Annotated in this window: 13 protein-coding genes; 7 read left to right on the top strand and 6 right to left on the bottom strand. The window is 55.8% G+C overall.

Going from position 1 to position 19,250, the window contains the following annotated elements; translation table 11 throughout:
* Positions 1–724 precede the first annotated feature (724 nt).
* On the bottom strand, positions 725–1,711 hold the full coding sequence (gene galE / locus CWS72_RS11525) for a UDP-glucose 4-epimerase GalE (RefSeq protein WP_101250756.1): 987 nt from the start codon (positions 1,709–1,711) through the stop codon (positions 725–727).
* A gap of 155 nt (positions 1,712–1,866) precedes the next feature.
* Complete coding sequence (locus tag CWS72_RS11520; protein WP_101250755.1) at positions 1,867–2,655, bottom strand: metallophosphoesterase; 789 nt, start codon at positions 2,653–2,655, stop codon at positions 1,867–1,869.
* A 473-nt stretch (positions 2,656–3,128) separates the two neighbouring features.
* Here CWS72_RS11520 and CWS72_RS11515 point away from each other — a divergent pair, with 473 nt between their 5' ends.
* From CWS72_RS11515 to CWS72_RS11500, 4 genes are all read left to right on the top strand, one after another.
* On the top strand, positions 3,129–4,547 hold the full coding sequence (locus CWS72_RS11515) for an undecaprenyl-phosphate glucose phosphotransferase (RefSeq protein ID WP_158240608.1): 1,419 nt from the start codon (positions 3,129–3,131) through the stop codon (positions 4,545–4,547).
* Between the two features lie 113 nt (positions 4,548–4,660).
* Positions 4,661–5,860: a glycosyltransferase family 4 protein gene (locus CWS72_RS11510; protein ID WP_158240607.1), complete on the top strand. Its 1,200-nt coding sequence runs from the start codon at positions 4,661–4,663 to the stop codon at positions 5,858–5,860.
* Positions 5,861–5,872: 12 nt separating this feature from the next.
* Positions 5,873–6,754 (top strand): glycosyltransferase family 2 protein, encoded by an 882-nt coding sequence (locus CWS72_RS11505; RefSeq protein WP_199175642.1) that lies wholly within the window; start codon positions 5,873–5,875, stop codon positions 6,752–6,754.
* Positions 6,751–7,968 carry a glycosyltransferase gene (locus tag CWS72_RS11500; RefSeq protein WP_101250751.1) on the top strand — a complete coding sequence of 406 codons (1,218 nt, stop codon included), beginning with the start codon at positions 6,751–6,753 and terminating at the stop codon, positions 7,966–7,968. Before CWS72_RS11505 ends, CWS72_RS11500 begins: the two co-directional genes overlap by 4 nt.
* Positions 7,969–8,014: 46 nt before the next feature.
* On the opposite strand, the gene CWS72_RS11495 is transcribed toward CWS72_RS11500, so the two are convergent.
* Positions 8,015–8,797, bottom strand: coding sequence for an FkbM family methyltransferase (locus CWS72_RS11495; protein WP_101250750.1), 783 nt, complete (start codon positions 8,795–8,797; stop codon positions 8,015–8,017).
* Between the two features lie 627 nt (positions 8,798–9,424).
* On the opposite strand from CWS72_RS11495, the gene CWS72_RS11490 reads away from it, so the two are divergent.
* From CWS72_RS11490 to CWS72_RS11480, 3 genes are all read left to right on the top strand, one after another.
* Positions 9,425–10,222, top strand: a complete 798-nt coding sequence (locus tag CWS72_RS11490; protein ID WP_101250749.1) for an FkbM family methyltransferase — start codon at positions 9,425–9,427, stop codon at positions 10,220–10,222.
* Between the two features lie 258 nt (positions 10,223–10,480).
* A complete protein-coding gene (locus CWS72_RS11485) occupies positions 10,481–12,052 on the top strand; it encodes a hypothetical protein (protein ID WP_101250748.1) in 1,572 nt (523 codons plus the stop codon).
* Between the two features lie 97 nt (positions 12,053–12,149).
* The gene (locus CWS72_RS11480) at positions 12,150–14,279 is read left to right on the top strand and encodes a glycosyl hydrolase family 28-related protein (RefSeq protein WP_158240606.1); all 2,130 of its coding nucleotides are present in this window, start codon (positions 12,150–12,152) and stop codon (positions 14,277–14,279) included.
* A gap of 14 nt (positions 14,280–14,293) precedes the next feature.
* Here the strand turns inward: CWS72_RS11480 and CWS72_RS11475 are convergent, their stop codons facing one another.
* The 3 genes from CWS72_RS11475 to CWS72_RS11465 all read right to left on the bottom strand — a co-directional run bounded on the left by CWS72_RS11475 (position 14,294) and on the right by CWS72_RS11465 (position 19,017).
* The gene (locus tag CWS72_RS11475) at positions 14,294–15,901 is read right to left on the bottom strand and encodes a lipopolysaccharide biosynthesis protein (RefSeq protein ID WP_146002718.1); all 1,608 of its coding nucleotides are present in this window, start codon (positions 15,899–15,901) and stop codon (positions 14,294–14,296) included.
* Positions 15,902–15,953: 52 nt separating this feature from the next.
* Complete coding sequence (gene asnB / locus CWS72_RS11470) at positions 15,954–17,828, bottom strand: asparagine synthase (glutamine-hydrolyzing) (protein WP_101250745.1); 1,875 nt, start codon at positions 17,826–17,828, stop codon at positions 15,954–15,956.
* A gap of 139 nt (positions 17,829–17,967) precedes the next feature.
* Positions 17,968–19,017 carry a glycosyltransferase family 9 protein gene (locus tag CWS72_RS11465; RefSeq protein WP_101250744.1) on the bottom strand — a complete coding sequence of 350 codons (1,050 nt, stop codon included), beginning with the start codon at positions 19,015–19,017 and terminating at the stop codon, positions 17,968–17,970.
* Positions 19,018–19,250 lie beyond the last annotated feature (233 nt).

The following is a 19,250-nucleotide window of genomic DNA, read 5'->3' as shown; positions in this document are numbered from 1 at the left end:
GCACCTACGATCAGTGACCGCACGGCCGAAACGCTGAGGGTTTTCCGGGATTTTCCGCGCAAGCCCCAGATCGTCCGCCCGTCAGGACATCAAAGGTGGCGCGCGCAATATTTTGCATTCTGCGCAAGACTTTGCGCAGTGGCGTTCCGGGGCATCACGGATGCGGGTGAGCGCCCCCACTCATACCATGTTGCGGTGATCGGAACCGATCACCGCTGCCCTCAAGCGCCGGGTGGGTTTCTCCGAAACCCTTGGGCTTTCGCTCGCATTGGCTCGAGAGCCCTCAATGGGCTAAGGCCTGTTGACATTCGGCAAACGACCAGATTCTCTTCGTCCTCTTGATCGTTCCGGTGCGCTCCGGCTTTTGATGAACCACCAAGGCACCAAGTCACCAAGGTGGCGGAGTGTGTCACCGGCATTTTCCCGTCCCGTCATCGGCCGTCGGCCGAATGCCTGCGGCGCCGATTGACCGCCGCCGGCTGATCCGAAAGACGCCTTGGTGTCTTGGTGCCTTGGTGGTTCAAAATATCCGGGGTTTCCGTTCATGCCATTGGGGAACCAGAGGCAACGGGAGAAGCCTTAAGGCGCCCCCCCTTCAAGGGGGCAACGGCCGTCATGAATGTCAACAGTCCTTATACCAAGGCTCGGGCGATATCTGATGCGACAAAGGGAATCAGACGTACGGTTCCCAGTTCGAACGAGGCGGGCCAAAAGGTCTTCAGGGTTATTTCAGGTCCGGGCGATGCTGATGCCAAGCCCAGGCATGGGTCACCTGTGTTTCCAAAGCGGCCAAACGCGGCGCCCACCCTAATTCACGGATGGCGAGCGACGAATCCGCGACCAGGATGGCGGGGTCTCCCGGGCGACGCGGACAAATTTCCGCGGGAATCGCCTTTCCGGTGACACGGCGCGCGACATCCAACACTTGCTTTACGGAAAAGCCGGCACCGTTTCCCAAATTGCAGCGGAGCGAAGCCCCTCCCCCCAGCAGCCGCTTGAGCGCCAAGACATGGGCCGAGGCAAGATCGGTCACATGAATGTAGTCGCGGACACAGGTCCCATCCGGGGTCGGATAGTCCTCACCATAGAGTGAAATGTGGGATCGGCGCCCGATGGCCGCATCCAGGATCAAAGGGATCAGATGCGACTCGGGCGAATGGCATTCACCGATCTCCCCGTCGGGATCCGCTCCGGCGGCGTTGAAGTAGCGCAACGCCACCGACCGTAGGCCATGCGCGGCCTCAAAATCATCAAGAATGGTTTCCACCGTCATTTTGGTGGCACCGTATGGATTGACCGGCGCCAGAGCCGCCTTTTCATCGACGGGAACGCGCTCGGGCATTCCATAGACGGCCGCCGTCGATGAAAACACGATCGCGGGCACTCCGGCATCACGCAGAGCCGCGATCAGCGTCAAGCTGCCGACGACGTTATTATCCCAATAGCGGCCGGGATCCCGCACGGATTCGCCCACCTCGATAAAGGCGGCGAAGTGCAAAACCGCAACCGGCCGCCAGCGCTCGAGAACCTCATCCAAACGGCCTCGGTCACGAATGTCGCCTCGTTCGAACGGCCCCCATTTGATCGCCCAGTCGTGCCCCTTCTCCAGACTGTCATAGGTGACGGGAAGAAAGCCATTGGCGGCGAGAGCCTTGCACACATGACTTCCGATGTAACCAGCTCCGCCAGCCACCAGAACGACGTCACTCACATCTCCCTCCTCAGCAACCCGTCACCAAGATCAATGGTATTATTGGTTCTTCAAAAATGATCGCGCAAGGAAATCGCGTTCATTGCCATATAATTGTAAGCAGAAATTGACAGGACTTTGACAACTCAGCGGAAATTGACGAATTTTCCGCTCCATCAGGTCTGCAGAAAACGCCGTTCGGCCCCCTCGAGAACTAGGCAAGTCAGATGTCCGCTGGCGAAAGCGCCGGTATCGATACCGATGCGGTTGTGCCGCACCTCGGGCTGATCGCTGATGCTGTGACCGTGCACCACCACCCTGCCATGCGAGGCGTTGGAAAAAAGAAAATCCTCCCGGATCCACAACAGGTCGTCCGGCGATTGCCGGTCCAGGGGGATTCCCGGCCGGATACCGGCATGGACGAAAAGATAGTCCCCCTCCTCATGGGCGCAGGACAGCGTTTCCAGGAAGCTGCGGTAGCGAGACGGAAAATTTGAGGCAAAAAGCTGACGGGCCCGTTCGAACTCGGCAGCCGAGGCGGAGGCGGCCGGTGGACGGACGCCGAAGCTGTAAAGCGTCGCGTCGCCCCCATAACGCACCCAATACGGGCCGATTGAAGCGTCGGCAAGAAACTGAAGCAGGCTTTTCTCGTGATTGCCCAGCAGATGAATGCTTTCAAAATCCGGCAGGGGGTCATCGAGAAGCATATCGAGGACGCGATGTGATTCCTCGCCGCGGTCGACGTAGTCGCCGATATGGATGACGACATTGCGTGCCGCCCCACGCCCTTCGGCATCCTCCCGGATCTGCCGACGCAACGTCATCAGCAGGTCGGCCCGGCCGTGAATATCGCCGATGACGTAAAGACGGCGGCCGGCGGGAACCTCCGGCGGCCGATCGACATCCCCGCCCTGCCCGGCCAGCCCACTCAGGAACGACAATAATTTCGAAGGGGAGAAAATCATACTAAAGCGTTCAATCTCGCAGCATCACAACCGAAGGCCATGCAACCCCCATCACCCCCGAGCCCCCATTGCCGCCCCCCTTCTCGGCGCCACCATCGCTTTTGGCTGGCCGGCTGACAGGCTCCCCACTCTATATCGGGAACTTTTTCGAAGATAGCCACCCCCTTATGAGGCCCGGGAAAAGTCCATGCTCACCAAACTCACCACGACAATCTTCGAGATCGCGAGGCGCCCACAATAACCGTACAAAAATTATTGCATACTACTAGCATCAATCATTTAGATATATGCCGAACCCCGACTCGTCTATATCGTTAATCCATATCCCGAAAAGACTCCCTTTGGTTGCAGCGCAGCGAAATCCAGAGTATTTTACTAAAATACAAAGAATCGCAGGGAGGGCCGCATCTGCCTGGAACTGGCTGGGTTGCGGGATACGTGGGTTTTTTTTGCGTTTTTGGGGGAAGCTCGCCATGTTGGAAACGACTGCCAGTTCCTTTCATTATTCCGCCGCCGCCAAAAAGCATTCCGGCTTCGTTCTTACCCAGAAAATCGTTCTCGACTGCATGCGTTTGTACGACGCAGCCGTTATCGCCATCGGCGCCCTGGTCAGCCATCTAGTTTATCTCGGCCGCTTCTCGGATGGTAGAGACGGAATCATTACCTATTCTCTTTATGGTTTTATCGGAGCGATCGGCACCTGCCGCGCCCTGCATCTCGCGGGGACTTACGATTTCCGTAATCTGATCCGCCTTCGCTGGCAGTTTTCACGCATTACCCTCGCCTGGATTCTGGTCTTGGTGACGGGACTGGCCCTGGCTTTCCTGGCTAAATCGTCATCGGAAATTTCCAGAGGCTGGGTCCTGCTGTGGTTCTCCGGCTCCCTGACCACATTGCTGCTTGGCCGCGTCGGAGTGGCCCGCCTGATCATCTTTTGGTCGCGACAGGGAAAGTTCCAACGCCGGGTCGCCCTGGTCACGACGGACGAAACGCGAGAGAAGGCGCTACGCCGTTTTCATACCTCCCGGGACAGTACCCTCAGCCTGGCCGGCGTTTTCGATTTGGAAGATATCGCCACCTTGGCCAAGGAGGAGGGCATCGACGAGGTGATCCTTTCGCTGCCACGCATCGATCATCACCGTTTGCGTGAAGCCATCGTGACCCTGTCGGCACTGCCGGTGGACGTCAGCCTGACCGTCGACCTGCCGGTGCGCTCCATCGACTTCAAACGCTTCGAATTGCGAGACGAGGGACTGCTGGGCCATATCAGCGAGCGTCCGCTCAAGCATTGGAAACCGCTGCACAAGCGTATTCTGGACCTCACCGTCGCCCTTTGCTCCGTGGTCTTGCTGGCTCCGGTGATGGGCTTGATCGCCGTCCTGATCAAGCTGGACAGCCCCGGCCCCGCCATCTTTCGGCAGAAGCGTTATGGCTATGCCAACCTGCCCATCACCATTTTCAAGTTCCGCACCCTCAGAATCGACGCGACCGACGCCGATGCGGCCAAACTGGTGACCAAGAACGACGATCGGGTGACCCGTGTCGGCCGATGGCTGAGAAAGCTGAGCCTCGACGAATTGCCGCAGATCTTCAATGTCATCAACGGCGACATGTCGATCGTCGGGCCCCGCCCTCATGCCATGAAAGCCAAGGCCGGCGAACGCTATTACGAGGATGTCGTCAAGAATTATGTCGCCCGTCACCGCGTCAAACCGGGCATCACCGGCTGGGCTCAGGTCAACGGATGGCGGGGAGAGACGGATAACGAAGAAAAAATTCTGAAACGCGTGGAGTTCGACCTCTACTACATCGAACATTGGTCGATCTGGCTTGATATAAAAATAATGATAAAGACGATATTCGTCGTATTCGAAAAAAGTAATGCATACTAAATCAACAAACAGCGTCGCATAAAATGTCAAAAGCAAATACACAAAATGACGTAATAGACAAAATATCCCTGAATCAATTTTCCGCCAGACAAAATTCATGCCTGCGGATTGCCGTGCACGATTATGCCGGTCACGCCTTTCCATTCGATTTGTGCAAGGAACTGGCGAGTCGCGGGCATGTCGTCCAGCACCTCTACTTCACGCAGTGCCAAGCCCCTCAGGCGACCGGGGGGAAGGGGCTGGCGGAAGGCTATCGCAGCCGAGGACTCTCCATCCCGGGGAATTTCCAAAAATTTTCGTTCATCCGCCGGCGGTTTCAGGAGGTGGAGTATGGAAAGGTGGCCGCCCGCGCCATAATCGAATCGTCTCCGGACGTCGTGATCTCAGCGAACACCCCCATCGATTCCCAACTCGAAATCAATGCCGCATGCCGAAACCACCACATTCCCATGGTGCATTGGCTGCAAGACGTGGCCAGCGTCGCCATGGAGAAGATCCTTCCCCAGAAACTTCCCATCCTGGGAAAACAGATCGCCAGATTTTATCGGTTCCAGGAAGCCAGGATGTTGCGCCAAAGCGCGGCCGTGGTCGTCATCACCAGCCATTTCCTGGATATCTGCTCGCAGATGGGTGTTGCCCGGGACGACTGCCACGTCATCGAGAATTGGGCCCCGTTGAATGAGATTCAGCCGCGGCCGCGGCGCAACGCCTGGTCGGAGGAACAGGGCCTGACGGACAAGCGGGTGCTCCTTTATTCCGGCACGCTTGGGTTCAAGCACAACCCCGCGATCTTTGAACGTCTGGCCGCCCATTTCCAATCCCAGCCCGATGTCCGTATCGTGGTGATTTCGGAAGGCATGGGCGCCGCCTGGCTGGCCGAACGAAAGGCGGCACTTGGACTCGATAATTTGATCCTGCTGCCCTACCAGCCTTACAACCGCCTCTCGGAAGTCTTGGGGACGGGAGATCTTCTCCTGGCCATTCTCGAGGAAAGCGCCGGTATTTTCTCGGTTCCCTCCAAGGTGCTTAGCTATCTTAGCGCCGGCAAGGCCATCTTGCTGTCGGTACCGCTGTCCAATTTGGCGGCGGAAACAGTCAGACGCGCGGAAGCGGGGCGCGTTATCGCGCCAAGAGACGTCGAAGGATTGATTGCGGCAGCCGACGATATGTTGAGCGACGCCTCGATGCGTGAATTCATGGGCCGTCATGGACGAATCTACGCCGAGAAGATGTTCGATGCCTCGGTTATCGCCGATCGGTTCGAGAGGGTTCTGTCTTCTGTCACGCCAACATTTATGCATAACGGGCGTTGAGGGGAGACGGAGGTGGCCGAAGTTCGTGTAAGAGAAATATTAGAAAGCGACGGCCCCACCTCAACCTCCTCCCGCGTGCCCTTTCGCCCGTCAAACAACGCGAATTTGACGGTCGTGATCCTGACGCTGAACGAAGCGCGACGGCTTTCCACCTGTCTGGCCGCGATTCCTCAACGCTATCCGGTCCTGGTGGTCGATTGTGGCAGCACCGACGGAACAGTCGGCATCGCCGAAGCCGACGGATGCAAAGTAACGACGAACCCTTGGAGCGGTTTTTCCGCGCAACGCAACTTTGCCTTGCGACAATGCGATATCACCAGCAAATGGGTTCTTTTCATCGATGCTGACGAAGTTTTCCCACAAAAATTTTATGACTGGTTTGAGACTGAAATAAAAGACCGCGACGATTTCGACGTCGGGCAGGTGGCCTCAATTCTTTACTTCAAGGGAAAGCCACTACGCTATGTACCAGCCTATCCGATGTATCATCCCCGATTGGTCCGCCGGGGTCATGCCCATTTCGTTCCCAATCATACCAATCATGGCGAGGCCGCGAATGCCGATGCCCGGGAATTGCTGATCGATATCCCCTATCTCCATGACTGGTTCGATGGCGACCTTGTTTCATGGCTGCACAAGCATGTGAAACTGGCAGCCCAGGAAGCGAACCTGAAATCCAGTTATGATGGACTGCCAACCGCCCGGGCAAAACTAAGCCTGCTCTTCCAGAGCGCCCTGGTACGCGTTCCCGGTCGCTTCTTCTTCCATTACTTCTGGCGTGGAGGGTTTCGCGACGGACGGTACGGTTTTGAATATGCGATGATGTATACTTGGTTCGAATTCACCAAAGGCCTGATCAAACTTGGTAACGGCACCGTGAAAGATGGCAAATGAGCAAAACCACCGTGACGATGGTGGCTACTCATGTAACGCCGGCCAAGGGTTATGGCGGCGTCGCCGAAAGCGCCTTCAACCTATGCTCGGCGTGGGCCCGAAAGCAGTACTCATTCCGTCTCTGCGTCAGCGATGGCTCAACGGAAGGACGTGTCACGGCGGCCGCAATCGGCCTGCCCCATTTCGTACGCGTCGATCTTTTCCGAGCTATTCTGTTCAAGCGTTGGGGGTTTGGTCCGGGAGCATTGCTCAGCGTGTTAAGAAGCTGCCTGGCGGCTCACACCGTATATATCTGCGGCATCGCCAACTGGCCGACCACTCTCGCAGCCCTCGTCTGCACCTGTCTTAGGCGACCGTTCGTCGTCGCGCCAAGGGGTGGATTAATGAGGAGCACAGTCGCCACGATAAAAGCGGACAAACCGCACAAATGGCTTTTCTACCGCTGCCTGACATTACCCACCATGCGTGCGGCGGCCTACATCCATATCACCAGCGACCTTGAACAACAGGGGATCCGGGACCTTCTGCCCGAGGCTCGCAGTGTGCTCGTACCGAACGGATTGGATCTTACGTCCTGGCCCATCGCTCCAACGGCACGCCAAAAGAGACTAACCTTTTGCTATGTAGGCCGCATTTCCCGTGAAAAGGGGATCAATCGGTTCCTGGAAATATGGCTCGCCAACCGCCAGCAGGGCGAGCGGGTGATTGTAGTCGGTGATGTCCAAGGCCGAGGAAACTATGGCGACCGATTCAAAGCCCTCGTCGAACAGTCCGCGGGGGCAATCGAACTGACCGGCTATCTCCCTCGAAACGAAATCTCCACTGTCCTTGCGCATTCGGATTTCCTGGTCCTGCCATCTGGAATCGAAGCAAACGACATTCGCGAGAATTTCGGCAACTGCGTGGCGGAGTCTCTGGCAAGTGGACGTCCGGTACTAGTAAGCAAGGGACTGGCCTGGGACTTCGCCGAAACGGACGGTCTCGGACTGCTGTTCGACAAAACCGAAGAAAACATCGCCGCGGCAATCGAACGTGCCCGCGCCATCCCTGACGAGACTTATGCCCGGATGTGCCGAACCGCTCGTTCCTATGCAGAGAACAATCTCGACATCAACGTAACGTCGGACAAACTATGGTCCGTCGTATCGGCCTTGGGAGTTCGAGGGGCCGTGGCGGAGGTGGCGACGCCCCCGGCCTCGAAACGCGGCATTTAGGGCGATTTGCGAAAAAGTCATGATGACGAACTTTCCCCGTCACTTATTAGACCGTTTCAGGGACACTCTTTGAGGAGTGACCGAAAGGACGCTCCTCCTGGAAGGCAGGAATAAGCCGCTCGAACAGGAAATCCCCCTGAACGGCCCGGCCATCTCCATCGTATGATAGGTTATAGACCCCCCGTAGCGCGAACCCCCGGTCATCGAGCCAGCGGACAACCTGATGAGCCAAGGCTTGTCCCTGATACAACTCTTTAAAGGAACATTCGCAATAAACGTGATCAACGCGGTCTATTATCCCAGTGCTGCCTTCCAGCACCGGGATTTCGAAGCCCTGCACATCAATTTTCAACAGTACGGGAGGCCGCAATTCATTGGCCGTCAACAGAGCGTCAAGCCGATCGACGGGCACCTTGATCATCGAGATCTCTTCGGTGCCGGGAAACATCGCGGTCTGACGGTTGGTGATCGCCAGCATCGACGACGAATCGGCACGCCTTGAAACATGGAAATCCGCTTCGCCGCGCTCCACCCCCAATGCCACATTGAAAAGATTGACCGACGGATCGTTCCCTAAGACAGAGGAAAAGCGTGCACTCGCGTCGGCAAGCGGCTCAAAACTCGAAATCCTGGCCGCCGGCCACAAGTGACGGGCAAGCAGCGCGAATTGTCCATTGTTCGCACCGATATCCAACACGGATGCCACACTCAACCCCCGCAATGGACCGGCATGCTCGACAGTCGCGGCCACACCATGCATCAAGGCACGACGAAACGCCGGAACCTGTATGATGCGAAGAAATTTCCGTATTCGAGTCCCGATGATCATTTATTAAAGCGACAATTCAATTGAGAGGATACGCGTATTAGAATAGCCGATAGACGCCCATCAAGGTAGCCGTTCTTCCCCCCACATTCGCATTATATCAAAATATTCACCCCCGTACGCCGAAGCTTCACCGGCCGCGGCATCACCATTATTCACATTTACAAACGCCCCCATTATCGGCAGTTCGCCCCTAGCAGATGGTCGTTGCGGAATCCAGGAATTCAGCGTATCGCCACAGTAAAAAAACTTATATTGAAATATTACTACGCACGGCGCCAACGCCACCCGAGGCAGGAAAGAACGCCAAACGAACACGCGGGTGTTTTACCTTGCACCGCACCATCATCACGGATATACCAAAACCAGGATGCGCGCTCAACGCGCATTGCCGAATGATTCGCCCAAACCATGAGGTGGCCACCACTCCACCACTTGGCCAACAGGGAAAAAGCTCTACACCGGGAATAACCGAGGTAGGAGCCCTACATTTCGACGAACGACCTTTGGCGCATACCAAAACGACGCGATGAAAAATAAGGAAACGTTAATCTTTTATATAAAATTCCAATAAAATACGCACATTATCGTGAAGCGACCCATTCACAATGACAATCCGGGCTTTTATCCATGACCATCAAAGGCTTCGTAGCGTCGATCATATACAAGAATTTTCCGAGACTCTGGCTGTCTTTGCGGATAGCACGCCGCGATAGATATTTTGATCCGGAATTTTGGTTCATCCCGGTTCTCTGCGATAAAAGTCACGGGGCAATCGATATTGGCACGAATATGGGTGAGTATTCGTTTTTCATGGCACGCTACGCCAAGAACGTCGTGTCCTTCGAGCCCAACCCCGACCTTTGGCCGGAAATACGCCGCAGGGTACCCAGCACCGTCATCGAGGGCGTCGCGCTGTCCGACCACCATGGATCGGCGGAATTCCGATATGTCGCGGACAACACCGGCGTCGCCACGATCGAGACCAATAATCAACTGGGGATGGTAAAGGACTCGTCATCCATCCGTACGCGAACCGTCCCCATGAAACCACTGGACTCATACGATCTCCAGTCCGTTTCCTTCATCAAGATAGACGTCGAAGGGCATGAGGAGGCGGTTCTCAAGGGCGCCGCAAATACCCTGAAACGTTGCCGCCCGGCCCTTTTGATCGAAACGGAGGATCGCCACAATCCTGGCGCGCCGTCCCGTCTCTTCTCATGGCTGCGTGACGCTGGATATTTCGGATTTGCCGTCCTGGGAACGGAACTGACGCGGTTGGAAGAACCTGCCGCAGGCACCTCCGATCAATATATCAACAATTTCCTGTTCCTTCCGAAGGAACGAGAGGATCTGCGAGCGGCCATCGGAAGAACGGCGGAATCGCTCAAAGCGATTTTCGCGCGCCACGTCACTCTCCATCCGTGATCAGGGAAATTGGACCATGTCAGGGGCATCAATACAGGTGACTCGAGGAAAGAATACCTCAATGACGAGACGATTTTTTTTAGGACTCTTGTCATGCCTACCTCTGTTGACCATCAGCCCCCATGTAATGGGAAAAGAACGACGTTTGTTCTTTTCCGATAGTACAACGTTCCGCGACTGAGCACGCACCACCCTCTCCTTTTATTAATGAAGGACCGCTATGATTATCGCCCGACAGCCAGTTCATAACGGTATCTGATGGCAAGCCCATCGAACCGCCTTCAGGGCAGCCCCCTCCCTATCGCTTCTGGCCCCGGCGTGCGATCAGGAAATATCGTCGCCGCTCTCATCATCGCGTCCATGCTGCTTTTCGTGGTGCAGATTTTCGACGGAACATCTCTATATTTTGCATTTATGGTATTCGTGACATTCGTTGTCACAATATTAACGCTGTCATACATCGGATTCACCAGCGTCGCTGGAATTCTTATTTCTTTTCTTGTTTTCACTTATCTCACCTATTCACAAATAGCAAAAGCTATACTTGATCAGCCGGCGGACAGCAATCTTCTTTCCCCCGACATTACGATCGCGGTTTTGTTCGTAGGCATCACCTCCGTCTGCATGGCGGCGGCTTTCGTTTCATTCCTCTTGCGAGGTCGCAAGGTTATCAGCATCGAACCCTCGACGGATACTCTAGGGGCCGTCCGCAATATCTCTTTCGTTATTGGACTAGCCGTTACTGCCGTTAATTTATATTATAGTAAATCGGAAAGTGGTGATGTCCAATATGGTGGCTTGGTTGGAATTACCAGAAATTTCAGTTATATTATTTATCTTTCCTTGGTCGCCGAAACGTGGCGAGTGCTCACATCGACGGGCGGACAGAAATCGATGTCGCACAGCCTCAACCTGATTTTGTTGGTGATGGTGTTTTTAGGATTCATCGCTAACAGCAAACAAGGTGTCGCCGCTCCAGTCCTGGTTTATTTCATCACATCCATGGCCTATCGCCGCCGCATGACGAGAACTCAAATAATTTCATTGTTTGCGGCACTTTTCATCGGAATTACGTTCGTATATCCCGCAGTCAACATGATGAGAGCCGGACGGGGCCAGGGAAGCGCGACCGGTTTGACGGCAGGACAGGTTAGCGAATTCATGATTCGCGCAATCTCCGATCCCGCCGACTTCTTCAAGCAATGGGACGAAGAAAGAACATACGAGTTCGATACGGCCTTGTTCACGCAAGGGTTGGCCTATTTGGGACGCTACTCTGAAACCAGTTCCCGCTTCATGCTGATCGCCAACACGGATGTCATCGTCAATTCTGTCGTTACACTCGGCCCCTATGGCTGGACGTCGGTCACCGACGGCTTCGCATTGTTGCTGCCGACCTCGCTCTACCCCGACAAACCGCGCATCGGCTCTGCGGATCTCATCACTTGGCACTATGGCCTACGGACTTGGGGCCTGGAGGGTTTTCCGACAATCGGACTATTCGCCGATTGTTTCGCCGCACTTGAATGGCCCGGCGTCATCTTCGTTCCATTTTTGTGCAGCTTGCTATTTCTTTTAGAAATTCAGTTATTTGGAGTAAGACTATCCGGTAATTTTCTTGCTGTTTACTTTACATTTCGAGAATTTTTCTTTTTTGGCGGAGGTGGATCGGTTATTTCATCGATGATTCTCGAAAATATCCGGCAAATTCCACTTGAGATATTGATGATCATCGCAATTTTTAACATAGCCGACATGCTGACCGTCCGTCGCGCGCGCCTATCGGCAAAGAAAGGAACTCTGCCGGCCGGCAACGCGGGGAAACCGTGATGTGTGGCACCAGGTTTCGCCATGCATCCTTCAAGACACGCGTAGGATTGAACCTCTAGACCTCCAGACAACGCTGTTTCGGCAAGGGAGAATAGCGGTGCAAACCATCAACGACCTTTTCCCACCTGACATTGACGTCAGCAAAGACACGTTGCGCAAAGGATTGGTTGGGCCGATCGTCAATGTACAAGGATATGGCGCTCAAGGGGACGGGCTTACGGACGATCGTCCGGCTTTCGTGACGGCAATGGCGCAAGGGACAGGAGATCCGCTTCTTTTCCCCCCTGGCCGCTACCGCATCGGCTCGGATCTTACATTCGGCCCCAAACTTTCACTGTTTTTCCTCCCCGGCGCGACCCTTGTCCCCGATGCAGGGGTCATTATCACGATCCGATGCGTCTTGAATGCCGGAGCCCACGCCATATTCGATCTGGCCGCCGACCGCTCGGCGGTACACGGCCCGATGAAGGTTCCCTATATCCTGCCGCAATGGTTCGGCGCCGTCACCGAGGACACCACTGCGGCCGCCCGTAACGTCCGAGCCCTGTCCGCCGCATGGGCCGCTCTCAACACCCTGAATGGGATGCTGTTGCTGCCGCCGGGGATCTATTTCGTCGACGACACGGTAAAATTCACGAACGTCGTCGAAGGAAAAAATCGCAACTACTCCGGATGCCGTATTTTTGGAAGTGGACTGATTTCCGCGCTGGAGTCGGCCGATTTCAGCGGGAAAGCCGTAGTCCATATTGAAGGTGTCGAATTGGGCGCACAGACCCTATGCGTCTGCGCGGCGACATCCGAAACGGCCAACAGTCCTGCCGTCGGCATTGCCGTAACCCGCACCCCGGATCACCGCGGCGGCGCCCTCAACGGTACCATCGACATCTCCGGCGCCTTTACACACGCGTCCTACTACAATGTTTCTTGCGAAAACTGCAATATCCAAAATAGTACGTTACGAAATCACGGAAACGGCGCCGTGATTTGGGACAGCCAAAAAAACCTTGATGGATTAACAATAGCAAGCTGCACAGATAGCAATACTCGCAAAAGCTTTCTTGGATGCAATATATTAAGTTATTCAGGGAAACCAGCAACATTGGTAAAAATGGGCTGGATAGCCGAATTTTCATTCGTAAATTGCTATTTTTTTATGGAGAGCGGAACCGTCTTTAGCGACGTGGACCAGGGCGTTGAGGTCAATGGTTTGCTGATTCGGGAGTGTCGATGCGAAATCAACTACAAGCAATCGATTGAAGTCAAAGATAACAACCGATTTCTCGACATACGGCACCGCCTCGTCGCGACGGAGCTTGCTTATGTGAATTTCTCCAGCCCGGGCACCCTGGTCTGGGTCGAAGGCGGAAGCATCGGCTCGCTCCATCTCAACGGCAACAAGATCACCGGACATGTCAGCGGCAGTATCAGAACCCCTGTCCGTGAACTTAAAATTATCAATGGCGGACGCGTGGACGACCTGACCGGCTTTCCGCGATATGCCATCGAAGTCACCAACGGAACGGGTTCCTCGCGCTTAACCCATATCGATATTTCCTCGATGCTCCACCCGCCCATTGTCGGCGACGGCAGTTACGGCCTTTCCGAATCGAACCGATACATGTCCCGGGCGGGAGGATATGAAAAAGGCCCACCTCGCGCCCAAGGCGAACTTGAAGCGCTGGTCAGTCATTCCGATAGCCGGGCGGCCGTCAAAGTCGACAAATCGACGGCCTTCTACGTGACGGGAAAAACCAGACTCACCTGGCTCAGCGATACCTTTTCCACCCATCTCATTACCATTGTTTGTACCGAGGGCAGCCTTATCGTCGAGCATGATGCTGCCTCCCCCCCCACCGGTTTCAAACCCATCTATCTGGCTGGTGAAACGACGTTTCAGGCGGGCCCTGGAGCCATCATCGTCTTGCAAAATACTTTTGGTGGATGGCGCGAAATCAGCCGGGTCGCACAGGCAAGGGCGACGATCGACTGGCAGCCGGGTGGGGCTTCCGGCCTAGCTCCGGGAACGGGCATCACCTCGTCGGCCATTACCGTCGCCGGGGCAAGCTTCGGTGACTTCGTTCGCGTCGCGGCTCCCTACGATCTAAAGGATGCGCTTCTTTCCGCCCACATCACCGCACCGAACCAAGTGAAAATCCGACTACAGAATCCGACATCATCGCAACTGACCTTTTCCGTCGGCCGATGGTCGGTCGCTGTCGACAAATAGCATTTTCCCCGTCGCTATCCCACCTGACGTCGAAAAAACGTCGAGATGCGGGAGAAACGCGCCAGCCCATGAAAATAAAGCCAATCGCGCTCAGCGGAGGACAATAAGAGAAAATAGGATGGGAGAGCGACCACGATGGCCCACGCGCCCCCCAGCACCATGAGGAAAATCAGGCTTTGCGCCTGGATCAATTGGTTCAGCGCCCAAGCCACCCCCCAACTGGCGGAGAACGCCATTGCCGCAACCAGATAGCATTGACCGAGATAGAGACCAAGGTTCAACCGAATCTGCCGCGTTGCGGCGAAAGGAACCAGTAAACCGATCGACACGCATTCCGCCAAACCAGTGCCCGCCGCGGCACCGGCAGCGGAAAACCCTTTGATCAGCAACGCGCAAAAGACGACGGTGCCGATGGCATAGCCGCCCTGGGCGAAAACCAGGATACCCGGTTTGTTATTGTAGAGAAACATGGTCAGCGCCACCTGTGCGGGCGCCGCGCAAATGATGGTGACCAGAAAAGCCCCGACCAGCCAGGGATCGAAGACGACTGCGCCGTGGGTCCAGATACGGATGAACGCATCGGCCACCACCAGGGTAAATCCGCTGAGCAACCCCGCCATGCCGGAGGTCAGCCGCCCGCCGGCCTTGAAAAGACGTCCAAGCTTGCCGGTATCATCGAGCGCCTGTTGGCGCGCGATCTCGCACCCGATCGGATGGCACATCTGCAAGACGATCTGCCGAACGAATCCGGTAAAGGTCCGCGCCACGGAAAAAGCGACCACGGCTCCAGGGACCGCCCCCAGCTTTCCCAACAAAATAATTGGCAGATTCAAGACGATAGGCGTGACGACCGTCGGCACGAAATAGAGGGCCGAACGAGAAACGGCATCACGCAGTTCGCTCATGGTCGGAAGCCCCAGCGAAAACGGAATGGGGCCGAAACGCCGCCGCAGATCCCGCACGACGGCCAGCCACAGCAGGCTGGCAATGACCAGATACGCCCAGGCGGCGACGATTGGGGTTCCCCCGGAAAAGGCAACCAGGCAAACACCGAAACCACGCCCGGCATCGGCGATCACAACCAATACGGTGCCGTGGACATAATCGCCATAGACGCGGTAAAGCCCGGTGAAAATGCCCAACGGAACCAGACCAAGTGTCGCGGCGACCATGGGCAGGAACGTCCACAATGCCGTATGATCGTTCATCCCCTGGGTTCCCAGCAGCAACGGCCAGGATGCTACAGTGGTGGCACCGAAAAGCAGCACCGCCACCACCGCGATGATCACCGCATAGATACCCATCGCCGTCGCGAACAAACGCCGGAACGTGACCATGTCCCGCCGCGACCAAGCGATCATCAAGGCATTCCCGAAGTAGATCTGAGTCCCGAAGTCCACCATGGCGAACAACGCCGACGCGGAGAATATGATGATCCAGTCCTGATAAAGCTCGGTACCCCATGCCGCAATGAGAATGGGAACCAGCACGATCTGCTGGACGATACGCAACCCGACGGCCAGCGTTTGCACTCCGAAACTGGAGAACAGGCGGCTTCGAATATCGGAGGACGCCGGTGATCCCGCGGTCACCCTATCCTCGGGAATCGGTTTCGACGTCACCACACCACCCGGTACGTGTTCATATGAGCCCTGACCATAGCCACCGCTTATTCTAGACTGAGTGAGCCGGCACGGGCACCGGAACAGAGATGGGATAAGAAGGAACGGACGCGAGCTGCTCCCGCAGGATATATCGTGCCCAACCACGCAGGCCTCTCTCCGAAGCTCCGCAATCGATCATTTCCCCCTTCGCGATCCACTCCCTGATCGGCGCATTGAACCCGGTTTTCGGCCGGTTCAGCACGCTATCCGGCAAAGGATTGCGCAATATGGACACCATATCGCGCTTGCTGAGAGGCGACGGACCAATCAGCAGGGGGGCCAATTGCGTCAACAGCGTCTGGTCAACAAACGGCACACGAATTTCAACGGAATGGGCCATGCCGGCCCAGTCGCTGTCGCGCAGTAATTGGTTCCGCATATAGATGGCCATTTCCAATGCGGCCACCTTGGTTCGCGGCCCCGACACCCCTTTGGTACAATCGTGCAATCGAGCGCTGAGCGACAGCTTTTCCCACCCCTCTCTCACTTCTTCCGGATCGAGAATCCCTGGAAGTTCCCAGGGTAGGAAAAGACCGCGACGCAACAGATAGGCATCTTCCACGGACGTCCCATATTCAAACAGACTGGCGTATTTCGGTGAGGTGAATTGCCGTAACAGCGGTCCGGACAAACGCCGGAAAACCCTCCCCAATTCTGGTGTATTGCCAAACGGTGACAGCCAGTGAACGATTGGGGGAATCTGATGGAAGCTTGGGTAGCTGCCGAACAATTCGTCGCCCCCCAGTCCCGAAAGCGCCACCTTTAACCCCGCTCCGGCCGCCGCCTTGCTGACGAAATAGACATTCGCCCCATCGACGCTCGGCTGATCCATCGCCGCCAAAAGCCCGTGCCGTTCCTCGGCGAATTGCTCTATGCCGATCCAATGGCTTTGATGGCTCGTATGAAACTCCGAGGCGATTCGCTCGGCATGCCCCACTTCATCCGCGTTCGTGCCCTTAAGTTCGTCGAACCCAAGTGTCAGGGTCCGTAAATCTCCGATCCCCTGCTCGGACGCCAATCCCACCAACGTAGCCGAATCGAGGCCTCCGGACAGAAACACACCGACCGGCACGTCCGCGATCATATGGGAGCGAAGACTCTCCGACAGCACTTCATACAAGTAGTCCCTGACGACCTCCGGGCGTTGAAATTTTACAGCAGAGACGGAACGACCGGCCTCGGCGTCACGAAATACATCTGCCGCCGACCAAAAGCGGACGGACGGATGGGCTCCCTCCGTATCGACCCACATGGTCGAACCCGCCGGCAGGGCATGAATGGACTTGTAAAGGGTGAAGGGCTCCATGATGAACCCCCACAACAGGAAACTGACTTTTCCGGCCGGATCAGGCTCGCGATCGATCCCGTCCGCGGCCAGAAGCGCTTTCACCTGCGAAGAGACAACGACGCGTTTGCCGTCATCGGCATAATACAGAGGCTTGATCCCGAATGGATCACGGGCCAGGAATAAGCCGCGACGACGCGGATCCCAGATGGCAAAGGCATACATGCCCCGCAGACGGTGCACCATCTGCTGGCCATATTCCTCGTAGGCATGGAGGAGAACCTCGGTATCGCACTCGGAGCGAAAAACGCGCCCCCTTTGCTCCAGTTCAAGCCGCAACTCCCGATAATTGTAGATTTCTCCGTTGAAGGTGATGCTTGTCCCACTGTCGGGCAGAACCATCGGCTGGTTCCCCCTCGGGCTAAGATCAATGATAGCCAGACGTCGATGGCCCAATCCCACCCTGCCGTCTCCGGAAAGCCAACACCCCCCCGCATCGGGACCGCGCGTCAGCATTCTGTCACGGATTCGGATGATCTCCTGGGCTGCGACCGGACTGGCATTGAGTCCGTAGGCCATAATGGCAACGATACCGCACATTGGCGCAAGCCCCTATACCCACAATATATTAACAGATACTTCCAAGTGACGAATTCCCCCGATACCGTATCGCCTTCCCCCACTATGATAAATAGGAAATTTTAAAGGAAAAATTATAAGTAAATAATTTTATATTACTTTAATACTCCAAGGGAATTCTAATTTCTCCAAGAATATCTCGCGCGACAGAAATCACCTCATCCGGGTAAATATCATGTATCGATTCAGCCCCCGGAGGAGGATAGAAAATCTTATGATTACCACCGAAAGGAAACCACTCCCCAGGCCGATTCCACTTACTGAATATGGCAATACAGCGAGTTCCGACAGCCGCGGCCAAATGCATGGGGCCGCTGTCATGACAGAGGAACAGAGCCGTCCGCCTGATCAGGGCGGCGCTTTGACGAGGACTCAACCGGCCACAAGCATTGACAACCGGACCAGGCCAACCTTGAACCACCTCTTCGGATCGCGCCCGCTCCTCGGCAGCACCAATCACGACGAGCCCGAGATGAGGATCCCCGAGCCCGTCGAGAACAGCCCTCCAATTATCGTCGCCCCAATCTTTGATGGCCTGCTTGGTTCCAACACTGACCCCAAGCCACCGCCGTCCGTCCGCAGCGCCGGGAAAACTCTCTTGAAGGAGAGCGTCGGCTGCGGCGATTTCCGCTGCGGACAAGTGTAAATCCCAATTTTCCGGCAGCTGAGTCCCCGCATCACCAAGCGGAGAAAGACAACGCGCCAAACGCTGCGCTTCCGACTCCCACAGGTCGTCGCCCTGCGGCAGGTTCGATCGCAGACCGGACGACCAGGGGAGGCCCACGATTCGCCGAACGCCGCTAAGGCGAAAAAACACATAATCCCGGACGACCAGCGACGAGGCCGGACGAGATACGAGATAGACGAGCAAATCCGCCTTGAACGATCGGATCAAACGGCTGATCCGGTATAGCTCTGCCAGATTGCGCGTTCCCATTTGATAAGAGATATAATCGTCGACAAGGCCACTGCCGTCCAACACCGTCCGCGCCGGCGCCGCCTTATTGACTACCGGCCGAATGGTCAACAACCCGATACGTTGGGTCGGAAATTGTCTGCGTATCAAATGAAGGCAAGGCAAAGAGACAACGAAATCCCCGATGCTGCCCAGCCGATATATCAGAACACGTGAAATCTGCCTGCGAGGCATGAACTGCACCGTCCGCTTGAATCTATGACAAAACGCCAGGTCCCATTAGTCATTCTCTGGTATGCCACCGACATCCCGACGAGAATAACCAGATGATAAAAGACCACTTTAAGGATTTTAGCCTGGAGAAAATATTTCCTATTTATGGTACTTAAGGTTCAACGATCTTTCAACGGTAGAGAGATCCGGCCTCCGCTTTTCCCGTTCGGCTGTTCCGGGGGCGAGGCTTGAGC

The organism is Telmatospirillum siberiense, assembly GCF_002845745.1.
Taxonomy (GTDB): Bacteria; Pseudomonadota; Alphaproteobacteria; order Rhodospirillales; family Magnetospirillaceae; genus Telmatospirillum; species Telmatospirillum siberiense.
This window is presented reverse-complemented; position numbering and strand designations above follow the sequence as displayed.